Here is a 25,253-nt window from a genome sequence, read left to right as displayed (position 1 = left end):
ATCGCTATTCGGGATCGCGCCCTGCCCAGTCGCGGCCCACGCCGCCCGTGAGCGGAGAGCATGGTCGGTGGGTAGGAAGTCGCGGGGCAGAGTGCGTCGGTCGGACGATGCCAGTGATACGTCGTCGTCGGCGAAGTCGTGAGCGATGAGCCCGCCGGTCCCGGTCGCCCGAACGTTCTCGGTGGCTGCGGAGCGGGTGGGCCGCGGGATATGGAATGGACCGCCATGTGGGTGTGGGCCGCCGGGTGCGGTACGGAACGCCAGGTGTGGGGAGAAGACCGCTGCGCGCGGGTGCCGGACCACCGGGTGCGGTGCGGACCGGTGGGTGTGGTGCGGACCGGTGGGTGTGGTGCGGACCGGTGGGTGTGGAGGCGGGGTGCTGGGTGTGGTGTGGATGACGGGTGCGGAGCGCTGGGAGCCGATACGGGACTTAGGGCGCTGGTGCGGTGCGGGTGCGGACCGCCGGGCGTGGGTCGGGGGCTGGGGTGCGGTGCGGATGCCGGGCGTGGAGTGGACCGCTGGGTGTGTGGAGTGGACTGCTGGGTGTGCGGAGTGGCTCAGGAGGTGCGGGGTGGGACCTTGGGTGTGGAGTGGGTGGCTGCGCGCTGTGCGGGTTGTTGGGTGTGGAGTGGTGCGCTGGGTTACTCATTCAGTTCGGTCTCCGTGTAGGGACTCTCGTGGTGGGGTGAGAGTCCGGAGGTCTTTCGCTGGTGTCGGGTTCGATGTCGCCGAGGCAGGCGGTCGCTTGATCGGACAGGGCCGCCGTCGGTCGGTATCCGTAAAGACTGCTCCGAGGTTCCAGGTTTCATCTGCTCTGGTTGTTCGGTGGCGTCGACGGATTGGCGCCCATGCCAGCGCTCGCGGAGTGATTTGGGCCCCGAACACGGTGGGCGCAGTGGATGCGGGTCGAACAGCTCGGCTGCGGGAACCGCCGTCGGTCTCCGTGCGGTGGCCGGACATTCGACCGCCTCGACGTAGTAGTGGTGATGCCGCCATGGGTGCCGTCGTCTCAATCCCGCTGCGCGGCCAGAAGCTGTGGCATCCGTGGGGCGCGCGGACAGCTGGCATACGGACAGGCGGCCCGCAGCCTGGCGCCACGAAGACAGCGCACACCACGAAGACAGCGCATCACGGGGCGGCGTGCCACGGGGGCAGCGCATCACGGGGCGGCGTGCCACGAAGACGACGCGCGACGAAGGCTGCGCACCATGCGAACGCGCCGATCGAGATGGGAGATTGGATGTGTCGGCCATTCCGAGGACCGTGTGCCACGAGGACCGTGTGCCACGAGGACCGTGCGCCACGAGGACCGTGTGCCACAAGGACCGTGCGCCACGAAGACCGTGCGCCACGAAGACCGTGCGCCACGAAGACCGTGCGCCACGAAGACCGTGCGCCACGAAGACCGTGCGCCACGAAGACCGTGCGCCACGAAGACCGTGCGCCACGAAGACCGTGCGGCACGGGATAGCGCGGCACGGTATTGCGCGGCACGGTATTGCGCGGCACGGAGGTCACGCGCCACCAAGACCACTGCACGCGGACAGCACGGGTCCGGGGATAGCACGGGTCCGGGGATAGCACGGGTCCGGGGATAGCACGGCGTTGGGGACAGCACGGCGTTGGGGACAGCACGGCGTTGGGGACAGCACGGCGTTGGGGACAGCACGGCGTTGGGGACAGCACGGCGTTGGGGACAGCACGGCGTTGGGGACAGCACGGCGTTGGGGACAGCACGGCGTTGGGGACAGCACGGCGTTGGGGACAGCACGGCGTTGGGGACAGCACGGCGTTGGGGACAGCACGGCGTTGGGGACAGCACGGCGTTGGGGACAGCACGGCGTTGGGGACAGCACGGCGTTGGGGACAGCACGGCGTTGGGGACAGCACGGCGTTGGGGACAGCACGGCGTTGGGGACAGCACGGCGTTGGGGACAGCACGGCGTTGGGGACAGCACGGCGTTGGGGACAGCACGGCGTTGGGGACAGCACGGCGTTGGGGACAGCACGGCGTTGGGGACAGCACGGCGTTGGGGACAGCACAGCGTTGGGGACAGCACAGCGTTGGGGACAGGGCGGCAAAGTGTCGTGCCATGTCGTCGATCCGAAGAGGGCGGAGGCCGGTCGATGGAGCTCCGGCGGCTCTTGCCCGCCACCGACTCCCTTGGTCTCGGCGTCGAGTCCCGACTGCCGTGGCACACGCCTGTCCTCGCCGGACGTCGCGACACCGGTGTGGCCCGGCCGCAGTGGAGCCTCGGAGAGTAGGGATCTGATGAAGGACCGAGGGCCTGTCCCGACACGTCACCATCTCGCGAAAGGCCAAGGGGTGACGACACAGGGCCCAGGACCGGGTCGGAAACTCTGGTCGGCCCGACGATTTCAGACCCGCCACTCCCCCGTGTTTCCCGTGAAACATTGATCCGGAAAGTGATTTGCGCGAACTTGGGTGTGTCCTTCTCGGCGTGCCGCGATTCAGCTTTCCTATCGGTCGTAGTGCTGGCAAGCTGTTCAGAGTCGGGCGTGCGCGCCGGGAGCCACCGTGGCAGTGGCCGGACGCCGCCGATCTTGTTTGTGATGACACGGCGCCGACGCTCGGTCGGGAGAACGTGATCTGAAGTTTCTCGGGTTAGGAGCTGTCTATGTCGAGCGGTCCGGCGAATGTTTCACGGGAAACAGCGTCGCGGGTCCCGGGGATGCTGGATTCCAGCAACTTCGACGCGGAGACGTTCGGGAACACTCCTTTCGGGCACATCTCCCCGGCCGAGACCCCGATCGCGGCGGAAGCGCAACGCGCCAGCCAGATTCTGCATCCAGGAAAGGTCACTGTGCCGAAACCCCGCGAGCAACGGATCATCACCATCGCCAACCAGAAGGGCGGCGTGGGTAAAACCACGACGACGGTCAATCTCGCTGCGGCGCTAGCGCACCAGGGCATGACGGTTCTTGTCGTCGATCTCGATCCGCAGGGCAACGCGAGCACGGCGCTGGGCGTCGCGCATCACTCCGGGGTGCCGTCCAGCTACGAACTGCTGATCGGTGAGGTGACCGTCAAGGACGCGATTCAGCAGAGTCCGCACAGCGAGCGACTGCTGTGCGTGCCCGCCACGATCGACCTCGCCGGCGCCGAGATCGAGCTCGTCTCGATGGTTGCCCGGGAGGGGCGGCTGAAGGCCGCGATCCACGAAGCGGCGATGGCCGGGTACGACATCGACTACGTCCTCATCGACTGCCCGCCGTCGCTCGGCCTGCTCACGGTCAACGCGCTCGTGGCGGCCAAGGAGGTGCTGATCCCGATCCAGTGCGAGTACTACGCGCTGGAGGGCGTCGGTCAGCTGCTCCGCAATATCGGGCTGGTGCAAGCGCACCTCAACCCCGAGCTCCACGTCTCCACCGTCCTGCTGACGATGTACGACGGCCGCACCAAACTGGCCGACCAGGTGGCCGAGGAAGTGCGCAACCACTTCGGCGACGTCGTCCTCAAGTCGATGATTCCGCGCAGCGTGAAGGTCTCGGAGGCGCCGGGCTACGGGATGACCGTGCTCGATTATGATCCAGGCTCCCGCGGTGCGATGAGCTACCTGGACGCGGGGCGTGAGCTCGCCGCCCGCGCCCAGCTCCGCCAGGACGCGTCGTAGTGGTGTGTTGGAACGAGGAAGGGATCGGTAGCCGATGAGTCAGGCGAAAAAGGGCGGTCTCGGGCGCGGGTTGGCCGCACTGATCCCGACGGGTCCGGCAGCGACGGCGCCGGGCCTCAGCAGTGCCGCGGCGAGCGTCATCGGGATCAACCCGATCGGCCCGCAGCCGGCCGAGGCGTTCCTGCATCGCGTCCCGGATGCCGAGCCCGAACCGGAGGAAGACCTCGTCTCCCCCGGCGGCGCGGTCTACCGCGAGGTGCCTGCCGAGCAGATCGAGCCGAACCCGAAGCAGCCGCGGCAGGTCTTCGAGGAGGAGGCGCTGGCGGAGCTGGTGCACTCGATCCGCGAGTTCGGCCTGATGCAGCCGATCGTGGTGCGGCGGGTCGAGCCGGGTGTCGACAAGTTCCAGTTGGTCATGGGCGAGCGCCGGTGGCGCGCGTGCCAGGAAGCCGGACTGACGACGATTCCGGCGATCATCCGCGACACCGCCGACGGCTCGATGCTGCGCGACGCACTGCTGGAGAACATCCACCGCGTGCAGCTGAACCCACTCGAAGAGGCGGCCGCGTATCAGCAACTGCTCGAGGAATTCGATGTCACCCACGAGGAATTGGCCTCGCGAATCGGTCGTTCGCGACCGGTGGTGACGAATATGATCCGATTGCTGAAGCTGCCGATCCCCGTGCAGCGTCGGGTGGCCGCCGGGGTGCTCTCGGCCGGACACGCCAGGGCGCTGCTCGGCTTGGATGCCGGAGCCGACGCACAGGAAGTGTTGGCGGCGCGGATCGTCGCCGAGGGACTGTCGGTCCGGGCCACCGAGGAAGCGGTGACGCTGGCGAACCGCAATCCCTCGGAGGTCGCTCCCCCGGCGCCGAAGCGTAAGCCGATCCACATGCCGGGACTGCAAGAAGTGGCCGAACGGCTGTCGGGCTCCTACGACACCCGGGTCACGGTCAGCCTCGGAAAGCGTAAAGGCAAGATCGTTGTCGAGTTCGGTTCCGTCGAAGACCTCGAGCGCATTGTGGCGCTGATGGAGCAATCCGGCCCCGAAACGTCACTGTGACGGGGCACTCCCAGTCTTTCTACATAATTGAAAGAGGCGGCATTACTGTGGATAGTGATGTGGCGTGAGCGTGGATGAATCGGACAGCTGGAGGCTGAGCAGAGCGGTGTCGACCAGCGTCACGGCATTGACCCTCGATCGACTCGATCAGCTCCCGGCGCACACCCGGCGGTGTGTGTTCTGGGAGCTCGATCCAGCCGTCGCTGCCGACTCACACGCTTTCAGCGATCCGGTCTTCGAGAAGGAAGCCTGGCTCTCGACCGTGATGCTCGAGTGGGGCTCGTGCGGTCAGCTGGCGCATGTGGACAACAACATCGCAGGCTGCGCGCTGTACTCACCGCCGAGCGCGGTCCCCCGGTCGACCCTGTTCCCCACCTCCCCCGTGAGCCCGGACGCGGTCCTGCTGACCACGCTGCAGGCCGAATTCCCCTACGAGGAGGCCGATGTAGCCCATCGGCTGATTCAGGGCGTGGTGGCCGATCTGGTGCGTCGTGGTGTGCGTGCGATCGAGGCGTTCGGCATTCGCAACAGCCCGTCGACGAGCTCGCTGGCCGACCGCGGTCTCGGTTCGTCCATGCGACTGATGGAGCGGATCGCGGCCCCGCTGCGCGATCCGGCGGCGGCGACTCACTGCACCCCCGAAACCTGCATGATCGACGCCGATTTCCTGGCCGACGTCGGTTTCGAAGTGGTGGCCCCGCATCACCGCTTCCCCCGGCTGCGGCTGGAGCTCGACTCCGACCACGGCTGGAAGGAAGACGTGGAGCGCGCCCTCGACCAGCTCCTGGCGGCGGCGTCGATGGTGCCGCCGACCCGCGTCGGCGTGCACTGAACCGGACAGACGACAACGGCCCTGCGGAACCGCAGGGCCGTTGGCCGTTTCGGGGCTGCTATCAGACGCGCGGAGCGGGGACGTGGCCCGCGTCGGCGGCGGCCAGCTCCTCGGCGAGCAGCTCGGCGAAGGTGTAGGTGCCGGTGGGCTGGTCGTCCTGGCCGAGCAGGTACAGCCGCTTGACCGAGATGAGGATGGCTTCGGCGATCACGTCCCGCATGCGCGGGTTGGTGAGCACCGAGGCGTCGTACTCGTTGGTGAGGTAGCCGAGGTCCACCTGCACGGTCGGCATCTTGGTGAGCCGCAGCAGGTCCCAGGTGCGCTGGTGCGTGCGGCAGTCCTGCACCGAGGTGCGGGCGACGACCTCGCGCTGGATGAAGCCGGCCAGCACCTGGCCGATCATCGACACCGAGCCGTGCGAGTTGCCGAAGTAGAAGCCGGCCACGCCCTTCGCCGACGGATTGTCACTGGTGGCGCAGCGCAGCGAGATCATCAGGTCGGCGTCGAAGGCGTTGGACGTCTCGGCGCGTTCCACGTCGGTGGGGTTGGCGCCCCACGGGCGGGACAGGAACGTCTCCATGCCGGTGGCGGCCATCCGGCCCTCCAGCCGCGAGGCCAGATCCCACAGGATCTCCGACTCGTAGACGTCACCGAACTCGGTGGGCACCGCGAATCCCTTGTCGGCGCCGCCGAACCCGGGATCGATGACGATGCGCTTGCCGGTGAGCTGCGGGCCCGCCCGGTGCACCACCTCTTCCTCGGCGATGCGATGCGGGTTGCCGCCGGTGACGCGCGCGCCGAGCAGATCCAGCGAACGCAAGGTGTCGGGGCCGCAGATGCCGTCGGCGGACAGGCCGATCTCGCGCTGGAAGGCGCTGAGACCGTCGTGGGTGTGCGGGCCGAAATAGCCGTCGACCCGGTGCACGTAGAAGCCGAGGTCCTGCAGCTTGCGCTGCAGGGTCGCGACATCGTCACCGTAGAGCGGCGCGGACAGCTGGTAGATCAGTGTGCGGGCACCCAGGCGGTAGGAGGCTTCCTTCAGCGCGCGGTACGTGGCCGGACCGACCACGCCGTCGACGAGCAGACCGCGTTGCTGCTGGAACGCGCGGACCGCCGAGTCGAGCGGACGGTCGAACTCCGCGTCGGTGTCCTTCCAGTAATCGCCGTGCTGGGGATGCAGGAAGCCCAGGCTTGCGAGGGTGCTCCGAACCTCTGCTACGGCTGGTCCTGAATCGCCGTGACGAAGTCGGTGCATGCGTGAGAGCCCTTTCCTTCGGCCGGAGCGTCGCCTCGATTGTCTCAGACCCGGGCCGTATTACGGCAATCCCGGGTCCAGGCATCCTACGGCGCGTCGGCCGGTAGGAGGTGCTTTATCAGACCGCTGGTCAGATGAGACCGTCGAGTTCGCGCAGCAGTGCCGCCTTGCCCTTGGCGCCGACGATCTGCTTCACGGGCTTGCCGCCCTGGAACAGGATCATCGTCGGCAGGGACAGGATCTGGTAATCGCGGGCCGCGCCGGGGTTGGCCTCGGTGTCGAGCTTGGCGATCGTCAGCTTGTCGGCGTGGGTGCCCGCGATCTCCTCCAGCACGGGGGCGACCATCTTGCACGGACCGCACCAGTCGGCCCAGAAGTCGACCAGCACCGGCTTCTCGCTGAGCAGGACGTCATCGGCGAACGACTGGTCGGTGACGGTGATGGTGTTGGCGCTCTCGGCCATGGCTGTACTCCTTGCTGGGGTGGAACTCGACGTGCTCGAAATCAGTTGGTGGACACCGCTGCCGAGCCGTCGGCGTTTTCGAGGGTGTTGGCGGTGATGTCACCCTGTTCGGCGAGCCAGCGCTCGGCGTCGATGGCCGCGCGGCAACCGGTGCCGGCGGCGGTGATCGCCTGGCGGTAGGTGTGGTCGACCAGGTCGCCCGCGGCGAACACGCCGGCCACGTCGGTGGCGGTGCCCGGATCGGTCACCTGCACATAGCCTTCGCCGTCGAGCGCGACCTGGCCCTTGACCAGTTCGCTGCGCGGGTCGTGGCCGATGGCGACGAACAGACCGGTCGCGGCGAGCTCGGACTCCTCACCGGTGCGGGTGTCGCGCAGGGTCAGGCTGGTGACGCTCGTCTCGCCGTTGACCTTCACCACTTCGGCGTTGAGCCGGAACTTGATCTTCTCGTTGGCCTTGGCGCGCTCGAGCATGATCCGCGAGGCGCGGAACTCCTCGCGACGGTGCACGACGGTGACGCTGGCCGCGAACTTGGTGAGGAAGGTCGCTTCCTCCATGGCCGAGTCGCCGCCGCCGACCACCACGATGTCCTGGCCCTTGAAGAAGAAGCCGTCGCAGGTGGCGCAGGCGCTCACGCCGCGGCCGAGCAGTTCCTGCTCACCCGGCACGTTCAGGTAGCGCGCGGCCGAGCCCATGGCCAGCACGATGGCGTAGGCCTCGAAGGTCTCGTCACCGACGGTGACCTTCTTGATGGGGCCGGACAGGTCGATCGCGTCGACGTCCTCGGTGCGCAGGTCGGCGCCGAAACGCTTGGCCTGCTCGCGCATCTGCTCCATCAGGTCGGGGCCCATGATGCCCTCGCGGAAGCCGGGGAAGTTCTCCACCTCGGTGGTGGTCATCAGGGCGCCGCCGAACTGGGTGCCTTCGAAGACCAGCGGCTGCAGTTCCGCGCGGGCGGCGTAGACGGCTGCCGTGTAACCGGCGGGTCCTGAGCCGACGATGATCAGGTCGCGAACTGGCGTGCTCATGGGGCCCTTCCGAAAGACAAGCTGGGGACGTGTCGGTCAACAACAGCCTAAACGGTGTTGTTCCCGGGCTGACGGCGCTTCCCTCGAAGCGCTGTGTCAACCGATGTCGCGTAGCGCGAGCTGTTCGGGCGCGCCCGTGGTGCAGCCCGCGCCCACGACCAGCGCGGTGATGGTCGGCGGCTTGGGTCCGATGACGAGCACGAGGACCGCGTCGGTGCCGCGGAAGGTGATACTCGACGCACCCAGCACCGTGCGATCGACGCCGTTGGCCTGCACACAGCGGGCCAGCGCCGCTTCGTCGGCCAGCGGGCCGTTCACTTCGCGCTTGCCGAGAGCGCTGAGCGCGGCGGCGGTGGTGAGCTCGTCACCCGCGGAAGCCGGTTCGGTGAACGGCGCCGCGGTCGGGGTGCCGTCGGTGGTGTCGAGCGTGGTGACGACGGCGCCCGCGCCGGCGAGCACGGCGACGGAGGCGGCGGCCGCGGCCAGCCAGCCCCTTCGGCGGCGGGATCGGTACTGCGCCAGCGAGACCGGCGCGTCGACGGGCGGACGCGGTGGCGGCGGCGGGACGGCCATCGTCGACAGGCGGTCGGTGGGGCCGTCCGGCTGAGTGTGCGGCAGGGCCGTCAGCCGGACGGTGGGGCCGTCCGGCTGGGCTTGCGGCATGGTCGTCAGGCGCTCGGTGGGACCGTCGTCTGCCTCCAGGTCCAGATCGGCGACGAAACGGAACATGCGGTCTGCGACGTCGTCGGGCATGGGATGCATGACCCGCTCGTCGGTGGCCAGGGCGCGGAGGTGGACGTTCACCTCGTCGAGCCGGCTGAGGTAGTGCAGCGCGTCTGGGTCGGCGCTGACCTGTGGCAGCAGTTGCTCGCGCAGTTCGGCCGCGAGGTTGTCGCCGTGCAGATCGGCCAGCAGCTCCGACGGGAACGGAGGCTGCGGCACGGATCGAGACACCCTCGCACCTCCCCTGTTCTGTCGATATCGGATCGCAGGATTTACATCGCTGACTTGTTCGTCACTGTTAATGACGCATCCGGGCTAGGTCCGGTTCCCCGGATCCCGGAAAAATTCCAAACGTTCTTGCAAACGTACGCGCGCTCGGGAGCAACGGCTCTTGATAGTGCCCTCCGCCACGCCGAGCGCGGCGGCGGTTTCGGCCACGCTACGGCCTTCCATCTCGACCATGACCAGCGCGAGCCGCTGGTCCTCCGGCAGCGTGAACAGCGCCTCGCCGACGACGGTCGACAGTTCGTACTCGGCGAACTCGTCGCGCGGCTCGACCGCCTCGGGCATCGTGTCGGGTGTGATCGAGATCGCCCGCCGGGTCTTGTTGCGGCGAATCCGGTCCAGACACGCGTTGACGACGATGGCGTGCAGCCAGCTGCGGACCTCGGCCTCGGCCCGGAACGAGCCCGCGGTGCGATGCGCGGACAGCAGCGCGTCCTGCAGGGAATCGGCGGCGTCCTCGCGGCTGTAGGAGGTGCGCAGCGCGGTCTGCCACAGATGGTCCTTGTGCCTGCGCAGCAGTTCGGCGAAGGCATGCGGCACGCCACGGACGTGGGCGGCCAGCAGTTCCTTGTCGCTGCCGTTCTCCAGCACGAACGAGCGGTCGCGGTATGCGGCGACCTGCCGCGTTCTCCCCCCGCGGACCTGCTCGTTGACTTCCGGCGACACCTGACCCCTTGGACAGCGCTCATTACGGCGACTTCACGTCGGCGAACGAGGCCGATCCATCACCTGACTACTGCGGCGTCCAGGATCGACGTCGACAAATCCTGGGTAACTCTCTGCCGAGAGCGCGGCCCGATCATATCGTCGATAACAATTGCGCACCAACCGGACCGCAGTTCGATGAACGTCCGATCTCGGCGCGGAATGTGGCGGCCACCTGCGTTGATAGCGGTGGGAGATGGGTCGACGCGGAGCTAGGGCGCGGCGTCGAAGCGGACGTCGGCGATGGCGGTCTGGAATTGACCGCCCGAATTCGCGAGTCCGGTGATCCATACGAGCACGAAACGAGCGGCCTGGTCGGTCTGCACGGCGATGTCGGTGACGCCGTCGACGAGCTTGGCCGAGCCGATCAACTGGGTCTGGTCGAGCGTGGGCGTCTCGGTCGGCGAGGTGCGGATCTCGACGGTGCTGCCCGCGCTGGGCGAGGCGATCGAGACATTGGTCAGCTTCGCCGGCGTCGGCAGCGTGGCCAGCAGCCCCACGCCCTTCTTGAGGGCGGGGAACTGCTGGAAATACTGGTCGGTGCGCCACACCGTCGCCGGGTTCTGGTCGAGCACCGCGCCCGCGCCCGCCGCACCGTCCGGGGTGCCCTCCGGGGAGAACACCGCGGCACCGGTGACCGGCACCGGCACACTGGTCGGCGGCGCGGCCGGGGTCTGCCCGGCCGGTGGCGCCGCGCTCGGCGGCGCGACACTCGAGGTGAGCCCGATGTTGATCTGCTCGTCCAGCGGTTTGTCCGAGGCGCCGGGCGCGAAGATGCTGACCATCCACCAGATGAGAATGCCGACGACCAGCGCCGCGAGGACGCCGAGGCCGACCATGATCCACATCATCCGCTGCGAGCGTTCCCGCTCGGCGGCGAGCAATTCCGGATCGGCGAGCGAATCCGGTCCGCCCGCGACCGCGCGCTGACCCAGCCGCAGGACCGGGATGAAATCGGTCTTCTGGTCGACGACCGAGGCCTGCTCGAGCACGTGCTGCACCGTCGCGGCCGTCCGCACGCCCTTGTTCGACTCCAGCGAGCGAACCGCGACGGCCGAGATCTCGAAAGGGACCTCCGGCCGGATCTGCCGCGGCTCGACGGGGGTGCCGTCGGGGCCGAAATCGGCCAGGCGCAGGCCGCCGATGGTGGCCGCGGTCCCGGTGACACCGCCGACCCGGATGGGCCAGCGCGCGGTGATCAGGGCGTAGAGCATGGCGCCGAGACCACGCACGTCGCTCTGGGCGTCGGAATCGCCGAGGGTGCCGGGGAACGCCAGCACGGCGTCACCGGAGGCACTGATCCGGATCCGGTCGGGATGATCGATCGACAGCGAGCCGCCGCCGCGGTGGGCCAGTTCGGCCGCCGAGGCGAGGGCCCGGATGGCCCTGGCGGCGCCGATCGGCGAGGGGACGGTCTCGGCCATCTCGCGCAGCGAGCGACCGGGCGTCCACTCGGCGACGACGATGCCGCCGGAGCTGCCGCGGACCACGTCCAGGACCCTTGCCAGGCCGGGCGAATTGATCCGGCCCAGGCGCAGGGTGCGCGACAGGATCGCCTGGGGGCCGTCGTGCCCGGAGTTCTCGCCCGACTTCTGGTCGGCGTCGACGAAGGTCAGCGCCACCTCGCGGTCGAGCTTGATGTCGAGTGCCTGCCAGAACTTCAGGCCGCGAGCACCGCCGTGCCCGGCCAGCAGGCGATACCTGCCACCCGCCACGGACGCGCCGGGGATCAGCTTGGGGCCACGCTGGGCACGGTTCGCCGCGGCAGGCGGGACCTGCGGCGGGATCGGCAGCATGCCGGTGTCGTGCGTCGGATCGTGCGGCGGCATCGCGCGCGCGTCGTCCGCCGGTCCCTGGTCCTCTGCCGAGCTGTTATGCGGCGATTCGGCCTCGTCGGGCGTGTCGGCCTGCTCGGATCCTGTCGCGCCGGACGCGGCAGGATCGACATCGGTGGACATTCCTCCTGCTGCGCGCGCCGCAGAATCAGCGGCCGGGACGCCGCCCACCGCGTCATCGCTCACCCTCGGTCCTCCTTCGGCCTGATCTCGCGGAATCTTCCGCGTGCTGGCGTCATCGCCACCCATGTCGGTATGCCGAACAGCGTACGGGAACTGTGCCTGACCGGTGATGTCAACAGCGCCGGGCCGGATCACCGGTAGGACCATCGTCTGGGTGTCCATCGACGGCCCATACGACGGGAACGCGTAGGTGTCGGGCCTGCGCAGGATCGTGGTCGCGTAGATGTCCTCGGCGGGGGTCTCGTCCAGGCCGAGGTCCGGCGCGGGCGGAGTGATACCCAGCTTGCGCGACACGGCGACGGTGATCGCCACGACCTCGGGGATGCCTGCCAGACGCATGAGACCGAAGGCGACCGAGAACATCACCACCGAGTCGATGACCACGCGCAACAGCGAACCCGCGCCGCCGGAGACCCGGTCGAGCCCGGTCACCGTGTCGACGATGAGCATCACCGCGCCGCCGGCCACGGACGCGAGCAGTACGCGCGTCACCGTGCGGCCGACATTGGCCATCCGCAGGTCACCGAGGCTGCGGTGCAGCAGCAGGCCGCCGATCACCGCGCCCGCGGTGAACCCGAGGCCGGTGGCGACGCCGAGGATGATCACCACGTCGTCGCTGTCGCGGGCCAGCACCGGGGCCAGTGCCGAGAACAGGATCTTGATCGTGGTGATGCCGAGGATGATCCAGGTCGGCGTCCAGGCCTGCTCGCGGGCATAGAACACGCGCAGGTGGATCAGCACCAGGGAGTACGGGATCAGCGAGAACGCCGACCAGCTCACCGCGCTGCCGAGGCGTTCGGCGTCGCCGGAGAAGCGGGCGTAGCCGTAGAGCGCCTGGCCGATCTCCGGACCCGCGAGGGTCAGGAAGGTGACCACGGGGATCAGCGCGATCATCGTCAGGCGGGTGGCCACGGACAGGTCGTCGACCACGGCGGGGGTGTCGTCGTCGGCGGCGTTGCGGCTCAGCCTCGGCATGATCGCGGTGAGCAGGGTGACACCGAGCACGCCGTAGGGCAGTTGCAGCAGTGCCCACGCGTTGGCGAAGATCGCGGGACCGGCCTCGTCGGCCGAGGACGCGATGTTGTTCGCGACGACCAGGCCGATCTGGCTGATCAGCACGTACAGGATGATCGCGGCGCCCATCCTGCCGAACTGCTTGAGGCGCGCGTCGACGCCCCACAGCGGGCGCAGATTGATGCCGTGCCTGCGGATCGCGGGCAGCAGGCTCAGTGCCTGGGTGGCCACACCCAGAGTGATGCCGACGCCGAGGACCAGCAGTTTCGGGTCGCTCATCCGCACCGGATCGAGGGTGATCTCGCCGGGTGTCAGCGCGTAGACGGCCAGCACCGCCAGCACGACGACGTTGTTGAGCACCGGCGCCCACGCGCCCGGCTTGAACGCCTGCCTCGTGTTGAGGATCGCGGTGAACAGGGCCGACATGCCGTAGAAGAGGATCGCCGGCGCCAGCAGGTAGGTCAGCGCGGTGGTGAGGTGGGTGTCGACCTTGCCGTCGGAGGCCACCAGCACATGGCTGGCCAGGATCGGTGTCGCGGCCAGCGTCAGCACGGTCGCGGCGAACAGCACCGCGAAGGCGGCGGTCACCAGTCTGCGGACGAACGCGGCGCCGTTGTCGGCGTCCTCGTGTTCGGCGCGTACCAGGGTCGGCACGACGATGGCGGTCAGCACGGCGCCGAGTACCAGCTCGGCCACCATGTTCGGGATCAGGTTCGCCGAGATGAACGCACTGGCGATGGCCGGACCGAGCACCGTGAGCAGCAGCAGCTGCTTGGCGAAGCCGGTGACGCGGCTGACCAGCGTCGCGATCGCGATCGAGCCGGAGTCCTTGAGCAGTTTCGCGTTGGCGCTCTGCGGGGTCGCCGGCTTTTCGGCGGTCACCCGCTCGGGGCGGGCGATCTTCTGGGTCTTGGCGGCGGCCGGGTCGTCGACGACGGCCGCGCGGCGACCGCCCGTCGTCCGGCGGGTCGCGGGTTCGGCCTGCGCGCCGACCGGCGTGCCGGGCATCCCCGGATAGGACGGGCGCTGGGGCGCGTTGCGACGGCCCTCCGGTCGACGACTCGGGGCGTCGCCCGACGCGCCGGGCTGATCGCCGAAGTGCTGGTCGGGGCGACCCTGCCGCGGGATGGCGCCGGACTGCGGACCGCGCGGGCCACCCGGATTCCGGGAGAATTCCCCCGCACCCGGACCGGGCGGCGGCACCGAACCTTCCCGGGGACGCTGCGGACGGACACCCGCGTCCAGATCGGGACGCGCCTGGCGCGGAATCGCACCGGACGCCGACCCGTGCGGCGGCGCGGGCCGCTGCTGCGGGAACTCACCCGAGGCGGGCGTCCGCCCGGGCTGCCGCGGCCGACGGCCGTCGTCGGGGCGCGCGCCCGGACGCTGCTCGGCCGGGAAGTCACCCGCACGACTACCGGGGTGCTGCGAGGGGAACTCCTCGGCGCCCGACGCCGGACGCGGCGCGTGGCCCGGCCGCTGCTGCCGGGGAATCTCACCCGACTGGCCACCGGGACCGGCCACGGGACGCGGCGGCTGGCCCGGCCGCTGCTGTGGGAACTCTCCGGAACTCGGTCCGGGGCGTTGTGGACGGAGCTCGTCGGCGCGCGCACCGGGTCCGGGGTGGCCCGGCCGCTGCTCCGGCGGGAAACCACCCGAGCCGGGCAGCAGGCGCTGTCCCGGGAATTCGTCGGCACCGGGATGCGCAGGCGGGAAGTCTCCCGAGCGCCCGCGCGGCGGCTGACCCGGCCGCTGCTGCCGGGGAAATTCACCCGACTGACCACCGGGACCGGCCACGGGACGCGGCGGCTGGCCCGGCCGCTGCTGTGGGAACTCGCCGGAACTCGGTCCGGGGCGTTGCGGACGGAGCTCGTCGCCGCGAGGTCCTGGTTGGCCAGGACGTTGCTCCGGCGGGAAGTCCCCCGAGCGCCCGCGCGGCTGATCCGGTCGCGGCTGCCGGGGAATCTCCCCCGACTGACCACCGGGACCGACCACGGGACGTGGCGGCTGACCCGGCCGCAGCGGGTCACCGGACTGACCACGTGCCGGTTGGCCCGGTCGTGGTTGCAGCGGGAACTCCCCCGACTGACCGGCAGCCGGATAGGGCGGCTGACCGGGCCGCTGCGGCGGAACCCCCGGACGACCTGCGGTCCCGGGCCGCGGCGCGATCTCGCCGGGCTGCCCCGGCAACTGCACGCGCGGAACACCAGGATGCTGCGGACCGTCGGGCCGCTCGCCGTACGCCGCGCGCGACGGATCCGGCGCACGATTGTCGGGCCGATACCCGGGCGGCGGCTGGTCGGCGGGGCGATAGCCGGGCTGACCCGGCATCGGCGGACGTGGCCCACCCGGCTGGTCGACACCGGGATCGACGGGCTGATACGACCGACCCTCCGGCGCCCCCGGACGCGGCGCGGCGATGTTCCCCTCGTGCTCCCCGCCGGTCATGCCACGCTCCCACGGCGCGACCGGGGCCGGGCGTGCCGGTCCGTCGCGGCGATCGTCGTGGTCGTGCCGATGAGCGGAATCATCGTCGCCCATCATGCCTCCTGTACCCGGCGCAACCCGCGAATCCCGCCGGTCCGATGAGCGTTTCGCTCACCCGTGCCACTGTCGTCCTTGTCTGCCATGGTCCCCCGCCCGCGTCTCAGGCGTGGGCGTTCACTGCCGTTCGAACCCCTCGTCGGCGGGGTCGGGCTGCCCACGGAACCGGCGCAGGAGCCGGCGCCCGGCCAACAGCAACAGCAATATTCCGGCACATGCCGTAATTATGGCCAAGGCCTGTCCGTAGGCGTTCGAGCGGACCGAGACCGAGGTCGGCTCCCCTAGCGCTACGCCGTCCGGCGTGGTAAGGGAAATCGGAATCACCAGCTTACGGCTGTCGCTCACCTCGGTCGGAATCTGGAACGACCTGGTACCGGAGGGCGGAAGCAGCTGTTCGCCGATATCGGTGATGTTCGTCTCGGCGGGCGCCTCGATCCGGAATTGCACCCGGATGGCGACCGGCAGTTCGTTGCGGGCGACCAGCAGCAGCGGGCTCTGCTCGGAGGCCAGCGTGTACACCCCACCCGGCGGCAACACCGACACCGACGAGAACATGGTGTCGAGTTCCTTGGTGACCTGATCGATGCGACGCTGGGCGTGCAGATCGGCGAGCGTGTCGTCGTCGGCCCTGCGGTCGGACAGGCTGAGCGCGCGCAGCAGGTCTTCGCGGGCCGGGGTCAGGAAGGCGTGCGGGGTGAGCTCCGATTCCGGCAGCTCGACCAGCGCGCGCATCAGTTCGGTGATCCGGGCGCCCTGGTCGCGGACCGGTGGCACGAACCGCTCCGGCGCCGCGTCCTGGGCCGCACGCGGCAGGTATTCCAGCGCGTACGGGCGCGGATCGGGCGCCTGGGCGACGAGTTCGGCGAATCCGCGCGGGCTGGCGAGGTTGTTGCGGGTCAGCAATTCAACCTGCTTGAGCAGCGCGATGCCCTCTTCCCGATTGGCGCCCCACTGCTGCGGTGGCATCAGCAGCTGCGAGCGCGGCCGCTCCGGCGACGGGTTGAGCGCGGACCAGGCGATCGCGCCGAGCGCGTCCTGCAACCGCGCGGCGCGCGAGTCGTTGGTGACGTCGAAGCGCACTTTCGACGGGGTGAACGACGGCGTCGGCGGGTTCGAGCCGACGGCGGCGAGCGCGGTCGCCGACCAGATGTCGAAGGTGGTTACACGCAGCGCGGGGTCGGTGCCCGCCGGCGCGCCCGCGGGCGGTTCGACGCTCACGGTCGGCACGCGGACGACATCCGGCGCCGCCTGCTCCCCGCCCACGACGACGCCCGGCTCCAACGTCACCGGCGCGGAGGTCAGCGCGTTCTCGGTATCGCTGCTCGCGCCGTCGGTCGAGACCGCCGTGCTCGCCAGCACCGTCGTCCCGTAGCCGTGGTCGCGCAGCAGCTGCCCGGCCGGGTCGTCGATGCTGCCGGAGTCGGGCAGGCTGACCCCGCGCAGCGAACGGGTGCCCAGGATCGCGTCGACCACGTCGGCGGGCGCGGTCAGCGCGCGCGCGGACAGGCCGGGATCGTTCACCGCGGCCAGCGCCGACACGTCGACCTGCGCGAACGGCAGGGCGACGGTGCACATGGACCCGGCCAGGGCACGCAGCCGGTCGAGCCAGGCCTGCGCGCTCGCCGCCCCGGTCCCCTCCCTGGTCGCGCCGCTGGGGTCGGACGGGCTGGCCAGCACGCGGTAGCCGCGCGTCATCGTCTGCACGGTGGAGACCAGGTCGGGGTCGATGGCGATGCACACCGAACTCGCCACGCCGCGCTCGCGGCCGGGACCCGGCGCGACCGATTCCAGCGCGGCGACCAGTTGCTCGAGCCGCCCGCCCTTGCCGACGGAGACGGCCAGCTCGTCGTCGAGCAGTTCCGGCTGCCCGTTGACCGAGCCCGGTTTGCCCGCGACCATGCGCGGCCGGTCGGCCAGCGGCCAGATCAGCGTGGTGGCCACCGGCGTCGCGTCCGCGGGCGCGGGCACCGGCTCACTCGCCGCGCCGGTCGCGTCGCCACCGGCGCCGGGCAAACCGAGCACCGGCAGCAGGAAGCGGGCGTCGTCGAGCCGGGCCTGGGTGCCGTAGGCGGGTTCGCCGTTGACATTGAGCAGCAGCGGATACACCCCGGGGTCGGTCAGCCCCAGCGAGGCGCCCTCGCCCCCGGCGCGCAACGCGATGCGCACCGAGAACTGCTTGCGCTGACCGGGACTCAGTCGTTCCGCCACATCCTGGAACGGCCCGGTGATCTCGTAGTTCACCTGATCGAGCCGCAGCGAACTGCGCAGTCCGCTCGGGGACTGCACCGGCGCGGCCCGCTGGATCCGCACGCTCACGTCGTCGACGACGCGGTCGCCGATATTGGTGACCGTGCCCGACACCGTCAGCATCGGGTCGCTGCTCGTCGTGACCGTGCCCGGCGCGACGGCGTCCAGCGTCAGCTTGAGGAACTTCGGTGTGCTCGCGCCCGACCCGTTCGGCTGCGCGTGCGCGACCGAAGGCAGAAGCGTCACCGAACCCAAGATGGTCAGGACCGCCGTGATCAGCCGGAACAGTCCACCCGTCATCGCTTGCCGGTCTCCATCCGGTCGATCATTCGATTCGCCACTTCGGCCAGCCGCCGTTCGTCGGCGTAGGCCAATCGGGAATCCAACTCGCTCAACGGAACCCACGCAACCTGGGTGACTTCCACGTCGGCGTCGGACAGTTCACCGCCGAGCGAGCGCAGCAGGAAATGGTGCACGGTCTTGTGTACCCGCCTGCCCTCGGTCACGAACCAGTAATCGATACTGCCCAGTTCGGCGACGACTTCACCGTTGATCCCGGTTTCCTCGGCGACCTCGCGGATGGCGGTCTGCTCGGAGGTCTCGCCGGCTTCGATATGCCCTTTGGGCAGCGACCACAGCAGCCTGCCCCGGCGATCGGTGCGCCCGATCAGCGCGGCGGAGCGGTGCTCACGCGGGCCGTCGAGACCGTCGACGACCAGGCCGCCCGCGGAGGTCTCGCGGACCGTGCGCATCCGCGGCTTGCCGGCATTGCTCGCCGAACCGCGCCGCCGCGGCTGGCGGCGTCGACTGTTCGCGCGATCGGCCGGAGGAGACACCCCGCCAGCTTAGCTGGCCCGCCCCGCTCGCCCGCCTCCCCGGGAATTCAGCGTCTCTCCCGGTAGCACGGCCGCTGGCAGTCGGTCCCGCGATGGGTACGTGACGACTGGACGGCGGCTGCGGAGTTACCCATGTGCTCGCGTCATCCAGAACAGCAATGGGTGGCGACCAACGGATGGTCCGCCGGGTCGGGCTCGGGGATCGATTCGACGTCGTCGGTAAGCTGCCTCTTCGTGGTCTCTCCGAACGTTGTCCCTGATGCTGTGGCCGATCGGCGTGCGCGGCTGCTGGCCGCGGCGGCGGTGACACTGGGGCAGCTATCGGATGTGCTGACACCGCTGGGCGAGATGTTCGCCGAGCGTGGGCATTCCCTCTATCTCGTCGGCGGCAGTGTCCGCGACGCCGTGCTCGGTCGGCTGGGCAACGACCTGGACTTCACCACCGACGCGCGTCCCGAGGTCGTGCAGGAACTGATGCGCGGCTGGGCCGACCACCTGTGGGACACCGGCGGCCTGGCCTTCGGCACCGTGAGCGCGGCCAAGGACGATCAGCAGCTCGAGATCACCACCTTCCGCGCCGACACCTACGACCGGGTCTCGCGCAACCCCGAGGTCACCTTCGGCGACACCCTCGAGGGCGACCTGGTCCGTCGCGATTTCACGGTCAACGCGATGGCGGTGAAGATCGCCGCCGACGGCTCGCTCGAATTCGTCGACCCGCTCGACGGTCTCGACGCCCTGCTCGACGGCGTGCTCGATACCCCTGCCGCGCCGCAGGATTCGTTCGATGACGACCCGCTGCGGATGCTGCGCGCCGCCCGTTTCGTCGCCCAGCTCGGTTTCGATGTGGCGCCGCGGGTGCGGGCCGCGATCGTGGAGATGGCGGAGCAGATCGACCGGATCACCGCGGAGCGGGTGCGCACCGAACTCGACAAGCTGATCGGCGCCGCGCATCCGATCGACGGCATCAACCTCATGTGCGACACCGGCCTGGCCCAGCGCGTGCTGCCCGAGGTGCCCGCGATGAAGCTCGAGATCGACGAGCACCACCAGCACAAGGACGTCTACCAGCACTCGCTGACCGTGCTCTCCCAGGCGATCGACCAGGAGGAGGGCGACCCCGACCTGGTGCTGCGCTGGGCCGCGCTGCTGCACGACATCGGCAAGCCCGACACCAAGCGCAACGAGCCGGGCGGCGGCGTGAGCTTCCACCACCACGAGGTGGTCGGCGCGAAGATGGTGCGCAAGCGCCTGCGCGCCCTGAAGTATCCGAAGGTGTTCACCGAAGAGGTCGCGCGGCTGGTGTTCCTGCACCTGCGCTTCCACGGGTACGGCAAGGGCCAGTGGACCGACTCGGCGGTGCGTCGCTACGTCACCGACGCCGACGACCTGCTCGATCGCCTGCACAAGCTGGTCCGCGCCGACTGCACCACCCGCAACAAGCGTCGTGCCGCCGCCCTGCGCGCCACCTACGACGAGCTCGAGGAGCGCATCGCCACGCTCAGGGAGCAGGAGGATCTGGCGCGAGTGCGGCCGGACCTGGACGGCAACTCCATCATGGAGCTGCTCGGCCTGTCGCCGGGACCGCAGGTCGGCAAGGCGTGGAAGTACCTCAAGGACCTGCGGCTGGACCGGGGCCCGATGACCCGCGAGGAAGCCGAGGCCGCGCTGCTGGAGTGGTGGGCCGCCGAGAACGCCTGATCAGAACACGATCAGCGTCGTCCCGGCGACGATGGCCGCGCGGATCTGCGCCAGGTCGAACGAACCGGTGGTCTCGGGCAGTTCGATCCGGAAACGGACCTTGTCGCCGCGACGGTGCGCGTAGGTGATGCTCGCCCGGTTGGGCAGGTCGTCGAGCAGCAGCGCGGGGGCGGGCACCGCGCGCTTGGGCAGCCGGATGCCGTGCCAGGTGGCCTTGCGGATGTCGATGGTGAGCAGGTTGTCGTAGACCTGCGCGTCGACCAGGGCACGCATCTTGCGGGTGCGGTGGGTGGCGACGATGCGGCCGCGGTCGTCCAGGTGGACCCGCCAGTCGAGATTCTGGGCGTCCACCCACTCGACCAGGGCACCGATGCCGATGGTGCCCTCGATGTCGAGCTGCTGGACCCGGATCTTGGTCGGCACGCCGGGAATCAGCCGGACCCCGTGCGCGATGACGGTGACGGCGTCGAACGGATGCGAGTCCCAGACCAGGTCCGACAGCACCGTCTTGCTCTGGAAATGCGCGCCCCGCCTGCGCACCTTGAACACGTCCAGAGTGGCGGTGAGGTCGTGCCCGAGCAGGGTGGCGCTGACTTCCTGGCCGCCGAATCGGCTGAGGATGCCCTCGCTGAGCACGGTCATCAACACGTCGGGCATCAGCGCGGTCACGGTGCCGGAGCCCAGATCGGCGACGGGATCGGCCCAGGAGGTGGTGAAGCCGAGCCACTGATCGATCCATGACGGGTCGAGCAGGCGTTTGCCGAGATCGACAGCGCCCGACAGTGACCAGGACTTCGGATCGAAATACGTGGCCATGATGGTCCGAGCGTACTTGGCCGCGGGCGCGGCGGCCATGGTCGGCGGCGGGTTGGGGTCGCGTCACAACCGGGGGCCGCGCAACCGCGCCCCGGTGACGACGGCGCGAACGGAATCGTTCATGCTCGAAGACATGCCGCTGGACCTGAACAGTGACCTGGGCGAGGGCTTCGGCCCGTGGCGGATGGGCGACGACGCCGCGATGCTCGACATCGTCACCAGCGCCAACATCGCCTGCGGTTTCCACGCCGGCGACCCCTCCACCATGCGGCGGACCTGCGAACTCGCGGTCGCCAAGGGCGTGCGGATCGGCGCCCACGTCGGCTATCGCGACCTGGTCGGCTTCGGCCGCCGCGATATCGCCATCGCTCCGGCCGACCTGCGCGACGAGGTGCTGTACCAGATCGGCGGGCTGGCGGCCTTCGCCCGCGCGGCCGGCGACCGGGTGCACTATGTGAAGCCGCACGGCGCGCTGTACCACGCCGCCGCCCGGGACCGGCTGCTCGCCGACGCCGTGCTGGCGGCGGTGGCCGAGGCCGACACCGGGCTCGCGCTGCTCGGCCCGGCGGGCACCGAGCTGGAACGCGCGGCTGACCGGGTGGGTGTGCGTTTTGTCGGCGAGGGTTTCGCCGATCGCGCGTATACCGCGACGGGCACGCTGGCGTCGCGCGGAGTTGCCGGGGCGGTGCTGTCGCCCGACGACGCCGTGGCGCAGGCGGTTTCTCTTGCGCTGTCGGGCACCGCGCGTACCGTAGACGGTCCCGGTACGGTCGCCGTGTCCGTCGCGAGTGTGTGCGTACACGGCGATTCCCCCGCCGCTGTGGAGATGGCCCGCCGGATTCGACGGGCGCTCGACGACGCCGGAATACCGGTGGAGCCGTTCGGCTGAGGGTGGGAGGCAGGATGGACGAGGCAACGAGGGACTCCACGAACGACTGGAACGCGCGCATCCGGCCCGCGGGCGACCGCGCGATGCTCATCACCCTCGACGATCCACGCCCGGTGCAGCGCCTCGCCTCGGCCCTGCGCGTGCACGCCATCGCGGGCGTCCAGGATGTGCTGCCCGCCGCGGAAACCGTTCTGGTGACCATGCATTCGGTGAGTTACGGCGTCCAGGTGCGGCGCGAGCTGGTCGCTCTGCTGGACCGCCTGGATCAAGAACCGCCACAGCCGGATTCGCCCGATGTTTCCCGTGGAACACTGCCCGACAGCGAGTTTCCCGACGACGTCGTGGAGATTCCGGTCCGCTACGACGGGGCCGATCTGCCCGAGGTCGCCGACCTGCTCGGGCTCTCGGTACCCGAGGTGATCGCGGCGCACACCGGAACCGTCTGGCGGTGCGCGTTCGTCGGTTTCGCGCCCGGCTTCGGTTATCTGACCTCGCCCGACGGCCGGTTGTCCGTGCCGCGCCGGGCTCAGGCCCGCACCGCGATCCCGCCCGGCGCGGTGGCGCTGGCGGGCGGCTATTCGGCGGTGTATCCGCGGGGCACGCCGGGCGGGTGGCAGTTGATCGGCAATACCGATCTGCGGATGTGGGTGGTCGACCGCGATCCGCCCGCGCTGGTACGGGCGGGAACGGCGGTACGGTTCGTCGATACGGCGGCCGACGGGGACAAGGCATAACACCAGGCTGCTCAACGATGCGCCGCCTCGACAGCGAATCGGGGAGTGATCGCATGCTGATCTTCATCGAGCGGGTGGGGCCGCTCGCGACGATCCAGGACCTGGGGCGACCCGGCTGGTTCGATTCCGGGGTGGGCCAGGCGGGGGCCGCCGACCGCGCCTCACTGCGCCTGGCGAACCGGCTGGTCGGCAATCCGGAGGAGCTGGCCGCCATCGAGGTGCTGCTCGGTGGACTCGCCCTGCGCGCCGACGCCCATCTCACCGTCGCGGTCACCGGCGCCCCGGCCCCGGCCACCGTCGACGGCACCCCGGTCGGCCATGCCAGCGTGCTCGAACTCGCGGAGGGGCAGGTGCTGCGGCTCGGCCTGGCCCTGTCGGGTCTGCGCAGCTATGTGGCCGTGCGCGGCGGCATCGACGTGCCCAAGGTGCTCGGTTCGCGCAGCCGCGACACCCTGTCGGGCATCGGCCCCGAACCGCTGCGGACAGGTACGCAACTTCCGGTCGGACCGCCGCCGCGCACCCTGCCGACCGTCGAGTTCGCGCCGGTCCCGGTGCCGCCGGAAGTGCTGACCGTGCGTGCCCTGCCCGGCCCACGCGCGGAGTGGTTCACCGATCCCGGCGAGCTGTTCCACGGTTCCTGGGTGGTCTCCACCGACACCGACCGGATCGGCGCGCGCCTGGATCGCGCCGACGGACCGCCGCTGGGCCGCGCGATCACCCGCGAGTTACCCGCGGAGGGGGTCGCGCTCGGCTCGGTCCAGGTGCCGCCGAGCGGTCAGCCGGTCGTCTTCCTCGCCGATCACCCGATCACCGGTGGCTATCCGGTGATCGCCGTGGTGCTCGACGCCGATGTGGACCGGGTGGCCCAGGCACGGCCCGGCGAGCGCCTACGGTTCGTGCTCGCGCGCTGATCAGCGCGGCGGATTCAGCCGCGCGTGCATCAGGTACACGTTGTAGCTGTCCCACGCCGACATCGTGAAGTACAGGTCACGCGCGGTCGACCAGGGGTGGATGAACCCGCCGTACGCCTTGGGATAGTCGGCGGTGGAGACCAGCGGGACCGTCTCGGTCCACCTTCCCTGCGGTTGCGCCGCGGTGCGCAGCACGATCTGGTTCGCGGCGGGGTCGAGGTAGACCATCTGCCACTGCCGGCTCTCCTCGTCGAACCGCACCGACAGTTCGCTGGCCATGCCGAGCACCAGCGGCGTCGCCGAATTCTCCGCGGCCGGCGCCCAGTTGCCGTCCACCCAGTATTGATAGGCCGTCTTGTTGAGGACGTCGTCCTTGCGCACCCTGGCCAGGCCGATCACGCCGATCCGCCCGTTGGGCGTGCCGAACATGTAGACGTAGTCGCCGTGCGGCACCATTGCGGCCACCTGGAACCGGCCGACGCCGAACATGTTCTCCCAGCGAGCGTGCTGATCCTTGGTCCAGGTCTGCCCGCCGTCGTCGGAGTAGGCCAGCCCGCCGTAGTTCGTCAGCCACATTCCGGGCACCCTCGACCAGTGGTTGACCGACATGTAGCTCAGGAACTGACGCTTGCCGATCGCGAACCCCGAGGTCGGAATCGTGGTGGTCTCCCAGTTCCTGATCTTGCGGCTGCCCAGCAGTTCGGCGGCATGGCACGGGCTGTCCTGCACCATCGAATCGATGACCAGGCCGTCGTCGAGGTTCTTGTCGGTGCTGTAGGCGAGCACATTGGAGCGCCAGTCGGCACTGTCGGCGCCGGCGCCGCCGTAGGTCCAGCCCTCGCCGAAGGTGTCACCGAACACCATGGCCACCTTGCCCGGTTCGGTCTCCCAGAACAGGCCGAGGTCGGTGCCGTCGACCTGCCAGCGCATATCGGTCCGATTGCTCGACCCATGCCCGGTGACCTGCTCGACGAGCCGCACCGATTCCACCGTCCGGGCCGCGACCGCGGGCCGCACCGGACCCGGCTCGACCGGGCGCACCACGGGGGCGGGCGGCTCCTGCGCCGGTTCGCCCTCACCGCCCGGCACCGGGATCGGGATGGTCTCGATCTCGGGCCTGATCCGGATGCGCGGCAGCGAGATCGCCGACCCCGATCCGGACCCCGATCCCGAGCCGGTCGAGGTGCCGCCCGACTCGTCGATCCCGTCGTCGGGTTCGGGCGTGTCCCTGACCTCGGGGCACGGATTGCGGCAGGGATCCGACGGCAACGGCGCCTGTGCGACGCGGGTGTTGTCGTGCGGCGGATCGGGCACTGGAACCGGCGTCAGCTCCGGCACGATGACCGGGATGTCGATGGTGGGCGCGATGATCGGCGGCGGGGGCGCGGCGGGATCGGGCAGCCGGTTGAGCGGGTCGAATCCCGTCTCGCCACAGATGTTCACCGGCGGCGGTGTCCACGGGAACGGCGCCGCGAGCACGGGCGCGGCGAGCACTACCGCCAGCAGTGCACCGAGTGCGGTCGAACCGTGCGGTACCAGCGTTGTGCCCATGCC

The 25,253-nt window shown here is 69.9% G+C and carries 18 protein-coding genes; 8 read left to right on the top strand and 10 right to left on the bottom strand.

Annotated elements, in window-relative coordinates; translation table 11 throughout:
• Window positions 1-2,693 precede the first annotated feature (2,693 nt).
• From ATM97_RS33680 to ATM97_RS33670, 3 genes are all read left to right on the top strand, one after another.
• A complete protein-coding gene (locus ATM97_RS33680) occupies window positions 2,694-3,635 on the top strand; it encodes a ParA family protein (protein WP_255588799.1) in 942 nt (313 codons plus the stop codon).
• Between the two features lie 34 nt (window positions 3,636-3,669).
• Window positions 3,670-4,698 carry a ParB/RepB/Spo0J family partition protein gene (locus tag ATM97_RS33675; protein WP_218722265.1) on the top strand — a complete coding sequence of 343 codons (1,029 nt, stop codon included), beginning with the start codon at window positions 3,670-3,672 and terminating at the stop codon, window positions 4,696-4,698.
• A 106-nt stretch (window positions 4,699-4,804) separates the two neighbouring features.
• Window positions 4,805-5,530, top strand: coding sequence for a GNAT family N-acetyltransferase (locus ATM97_RS33670; protein ID WP_218722285.1), 726 nt, complete (start codon window positions 4,805-4,807; stop codon window positions 5,528-5,530).
• A 61-nt stretch (window positions 5,531-5,591) separates the two neighbouring features.
• Here ATM97_RS33670 and ATM97_RS33665 read toward each other — a convergent pair whose 3' ends face one another.
• From ATM97_RS33665 to ATM97_RS33640, 6 genes are all read right to left on the bottom strand, one after another.
• Entirely contained in the window at window positions 5,592-6,785 is a 1,194-nt protein-coding gene (locus ATM97_RS33665; protein ID WP_218722264.1) for an N-acetylmuramoyl-L-alanine amidase, read from the bottom strand.
• Window positions 6,786-6,915: 130 nt separating this feature from the next.
• Complete coding sequence (gene trxA, locus ATM97_RS33660) at window positions 6,916-7,248, bottom strand: thioredoxin (protein WP_019050115.1); 333 nt, start codon at window positions 7,246-7,248, stop codon at window positions 6,916-6,918.
• A gap of 41 nt (window positions 7,249-7,289) precedes the next feature.
• Entirely contained in the window at window positions 7,290-8,276 is a 987-nt protein-coding gene (trxB, locus tag ATM97_RS33655; RefSeq protein WP_218722263.1) for a thioredoxin-disulfide reductase, read from the bottom strand.
• 96 nt (window positions 8,277-8,372) lie between these two features.
• Window positions 8,373-9,218, bottom strand: a complete 846-nt coding sequence (locus tag ATM97_RS33650) for a hypothetical protein (protein WP_218722262.1) — start codon at window positions 9,216-9,218, stop codon at window positions 8,373-8,375.
• A gap of 96 nt (window positions 9,219-9,314) precedes the next feature.
• Entirely contained in the window at window positions 9,315-9,872 is a 558-nt protein-coding gene (gene sigM / locus ATM97_RS33645) for an RNA polymerase sigma factor SigM (protein WP_218722284.1), read from the bottom strand.
• A gap of 329 nt (window positions 9,873-10,201) precedes the next feature.
• The gene (locus ATM97_RS33640; RefSeq protein WP_255588812.1) at window positions 10,202-14,029 is read right to left on the bottom strand and encodes a murein biosynthesis integral membrane protein MurJ; all 3,828 of its coding nucleotides are present in this window, start codon (window positions 14,027-14,029) and stop codon (window positions 10,202-10,204) included.
• A gap of 459 nt (window positions 14,030-14,488) precedes the next feature.
• Here ATM97_RS33640 and ATM97_RS33635 point away from each other — a divergent pair, with 459 nt between their 5' ends.
• A complete protein-coding gene (locus tag ATM97_RS33635; RefSeq protein ID WP_218722261.1) occupies window positions 14,489-15,610 on the top strand; it encodes a hypothetical protein in 1,122 nt (373 codons plus the stop codon).
• Window positions 15,611-15,682: 72 nt separating this feature from the next.
• On the opposite strand, the gene ATM97_RS33630 is transcribed toward ATM97_RS33635, so the two are convergent.
• The gene (locus ATM97_RS33630; protein ID WP_218722260.1) at window positions 15,683-18,112 is read right to left on the bottom strand and encodes a DUF6049 family protein; all 2,430 of its coding nucleotides are present in this window, start codon (window positions 18,110-18,112) and stop codon (window positions 15,683-15,685) included.
• The gene (locus tag ATM97_RS33625) at window positions 18,109-18,564 is read right to left on the bottom strand and encodes an NUDIX hydrolase (protein ID WP_255588811.1); all 456 of its coding nucleotides are present in this window, start codon (window positions 18,562-18,564) and stop codon (window positions 18,109-18,111) included. Before ATM97_RS33625 ends, ATM97_RS33630 begins: the two co-directional genes overlap by 4 nt.
• Window positions 18,565-18,912: 348 nt before the next feature.
• Here ATM97_RS33625 and ATM97_RS33620 point away from each other — a divergent pair, with 348 nt between their 5' ends.
• The gene (locus ATM97_RS33620) at window positions 18,913-20,349 is read left to right on the top strand and encodes a CCA tRNA nucleotidyltransferase (RefSeq protein WP_218722258.1); all 1,437 of its coding nucleotides are present in this window, start codon (window positions 18,913-18,915) and stop codon (window positions 20,347-20,349) included.
• Here the strand turns inward: ATM97_RS33620 and ATM97_RS33615 are convergent, their stop codons facing one another.
• Window positions 20,350-21,165 carry a hypothetical protein gene (locus ATM97_RS33615; protein ID WP_218722257.1) on the bottom strand — a complete coding sequence of 272 codons (816 nt, stop codon included), beginning with the start codon at window positions 21,163-21,165 and terminating at the stop codon, window positions 20,350-20,352.
• Window positions 21,166-21,298: 133 nt separating this feature from the next.
• Here ATM97_RS33615 and ATM97_RS33610 point away from each other — a divergent pair, with 133 nt between their 5' ends.
• From ATM97_RS33610 to ATM97_RS33600, 3 genes are read left to right on the top strand one after another with little or no spacing between them, the layout of a single operon-like run.
• A complete protein-coding gene (locus ATM97_RS33610; RefSeq protein ID WP_218722282.1) occupies window positions 21,299-22,054 on the top strand; it encodes a LamB/YcsF family protein in 756 nt (251 codons plus the stop codon).
• A 14-nt stretch (window positions 22,055-22,068) separates the two neighbouring features.
• Window positions 22,069-22,788 (top strand): allophanate hydrolase subunit 1, encoded by a 720-nt coding sequence (locus tag ATM97_RS33605; RefSeq protein WP_218722256.1) that lies wholly within the window; start codon window positions 22,069-22,071, stop codon window positions 22,786-22,788.
• A 53-nt stretch (window positions 22,789-22,841) separates the two neighbouring features.
• Window positions 22,842-23,699: a biotin-dependent carboxyltransferase family protein gene (locus ATM97_RS33600; protein WP_218722255.1), complete on the top strand. Its 858-nt coding sequence runs from the start codon at window positions 22,842-22,844 to the stop codon at window positions 23,697-23,699.
• On the opposite strand, the gene ATM97_RS33595 is transcribed toward ATM97_RS33600, so the two are convergent.
• Window positions 23,700-25,250 (bottom strand): DUF4185 domain-containing protein, encoded by a 1,551-nt coding sequence (locus tag ATM97_RS33595; protein WP_218722254.1) that lies wholly within the window; start codon window positions 25,248-25,250, stop codon window positions 23,700-23,702.
• Between the last annotated feature and the right edge of the window lie 3 nt (window positions 25,251-25,253).

Source organism: Nocardia sp. MH4 (assembly GCF_019266065.1).
Lineage (GTDB): Bacteria > Actinomycetota > Actinomycetes > Mycobacteriales > Mycobacteriaceae > Nocardia > Nocardia canadensis.
The sequence above is the reverse complement of the archived record's forward strand: the minus strand, read 5'-3'. Positions and strand labels throughout refer to the sequence as shown.

Coding starts and splice junctions, on each gene's coding strand:
- ATM97_RS33640 (WP_255588812.1), bottom strand. CDS start 14,029: ATGCCCGGCACGCCGGTCGGCGCGCAGGCCGAACCCGCGACCCGCCGG.
- ATM97_RS33600 (WP_218722255.1), top strand. CDS start 22,842: ATGCTGATCTTCATCGAGCGGGTGGGGCCGCTCGCGACGATCCAGGAC.
- ATM97_RS33610 (WP_218722282.1), top strand. CDS start 21,299: ATGCCGCTGGACCTGAACAGTGACCTGGGCGAGGGCTTCGGCCCGTGG.
- ATM97_RS33615 (WP_218722257.1), bottom strand. CDS start 21,165: ATGGCCACGTATTTCGATCCGAAGTCCTGGTCACTGTCGGGCGCTGTC.
- trxA (WP_019050115.1), bottom strand. CDS start 7,248: ATGGCCGAGAGCGCCAACACCATCACCGTCACCGACCAGTCGTTCGCC.
- ATM97_RS33680 (WP_255588799.1), top strand. CDS start 2,694: ATGCTGGATTCCAGCAACTTCGACGCGGAGACGTTCGGGAACACTCCT.
- ATM97_RS33675 (WP_218722265.1), top strand. CDS start 3,670: ATGAGTCAGGCGAAAAAGGGCGGTCTCGGGCGCGGGTTGGCCGCACTG.
- ATM97_RS33625 (WP_255588811.1), bottom strand. CDS start 18,564: ATGCGCACGGTCCGCGAGACCTCCGCGGGCGGCCTGGTCGTCGACGGT.
- ATM97_RS33595 (WP_218722254.1), bottom strand. CDS start 25,250: ATGGGCACAACGCTGGTACCGCACGGTTCGACCGCACTCGGTGCACTG.
- trxB (WP_218722263.1), bottom strand. CDS start 8,276: ATGAGCACGCCAGTTCGCGACCTGATCATCGTCGGCTCAGGACCCGCC.
- ATM97_RS33630 (WP_218722260.1), bottom strand. CDS start 18,112: ATGACGGGTGGACTGTTCCGGCTGATCACGGCGGTCCTGACCATCTTG.
- ATM97_RS33605 (WP_218722256.1), top strand. CDS start 22,069: ATGGACGAGGCAACGAGGGACTCCACGAACGACTGGAACGCGCGCATC.
- ATM97_RS33665 (WP_218722264.1), bottom strand. CDS start 6,785: ATGCACCGACTTCGTCACGGCGATTCAGGACCAGCCGTAGCAGAGGTT.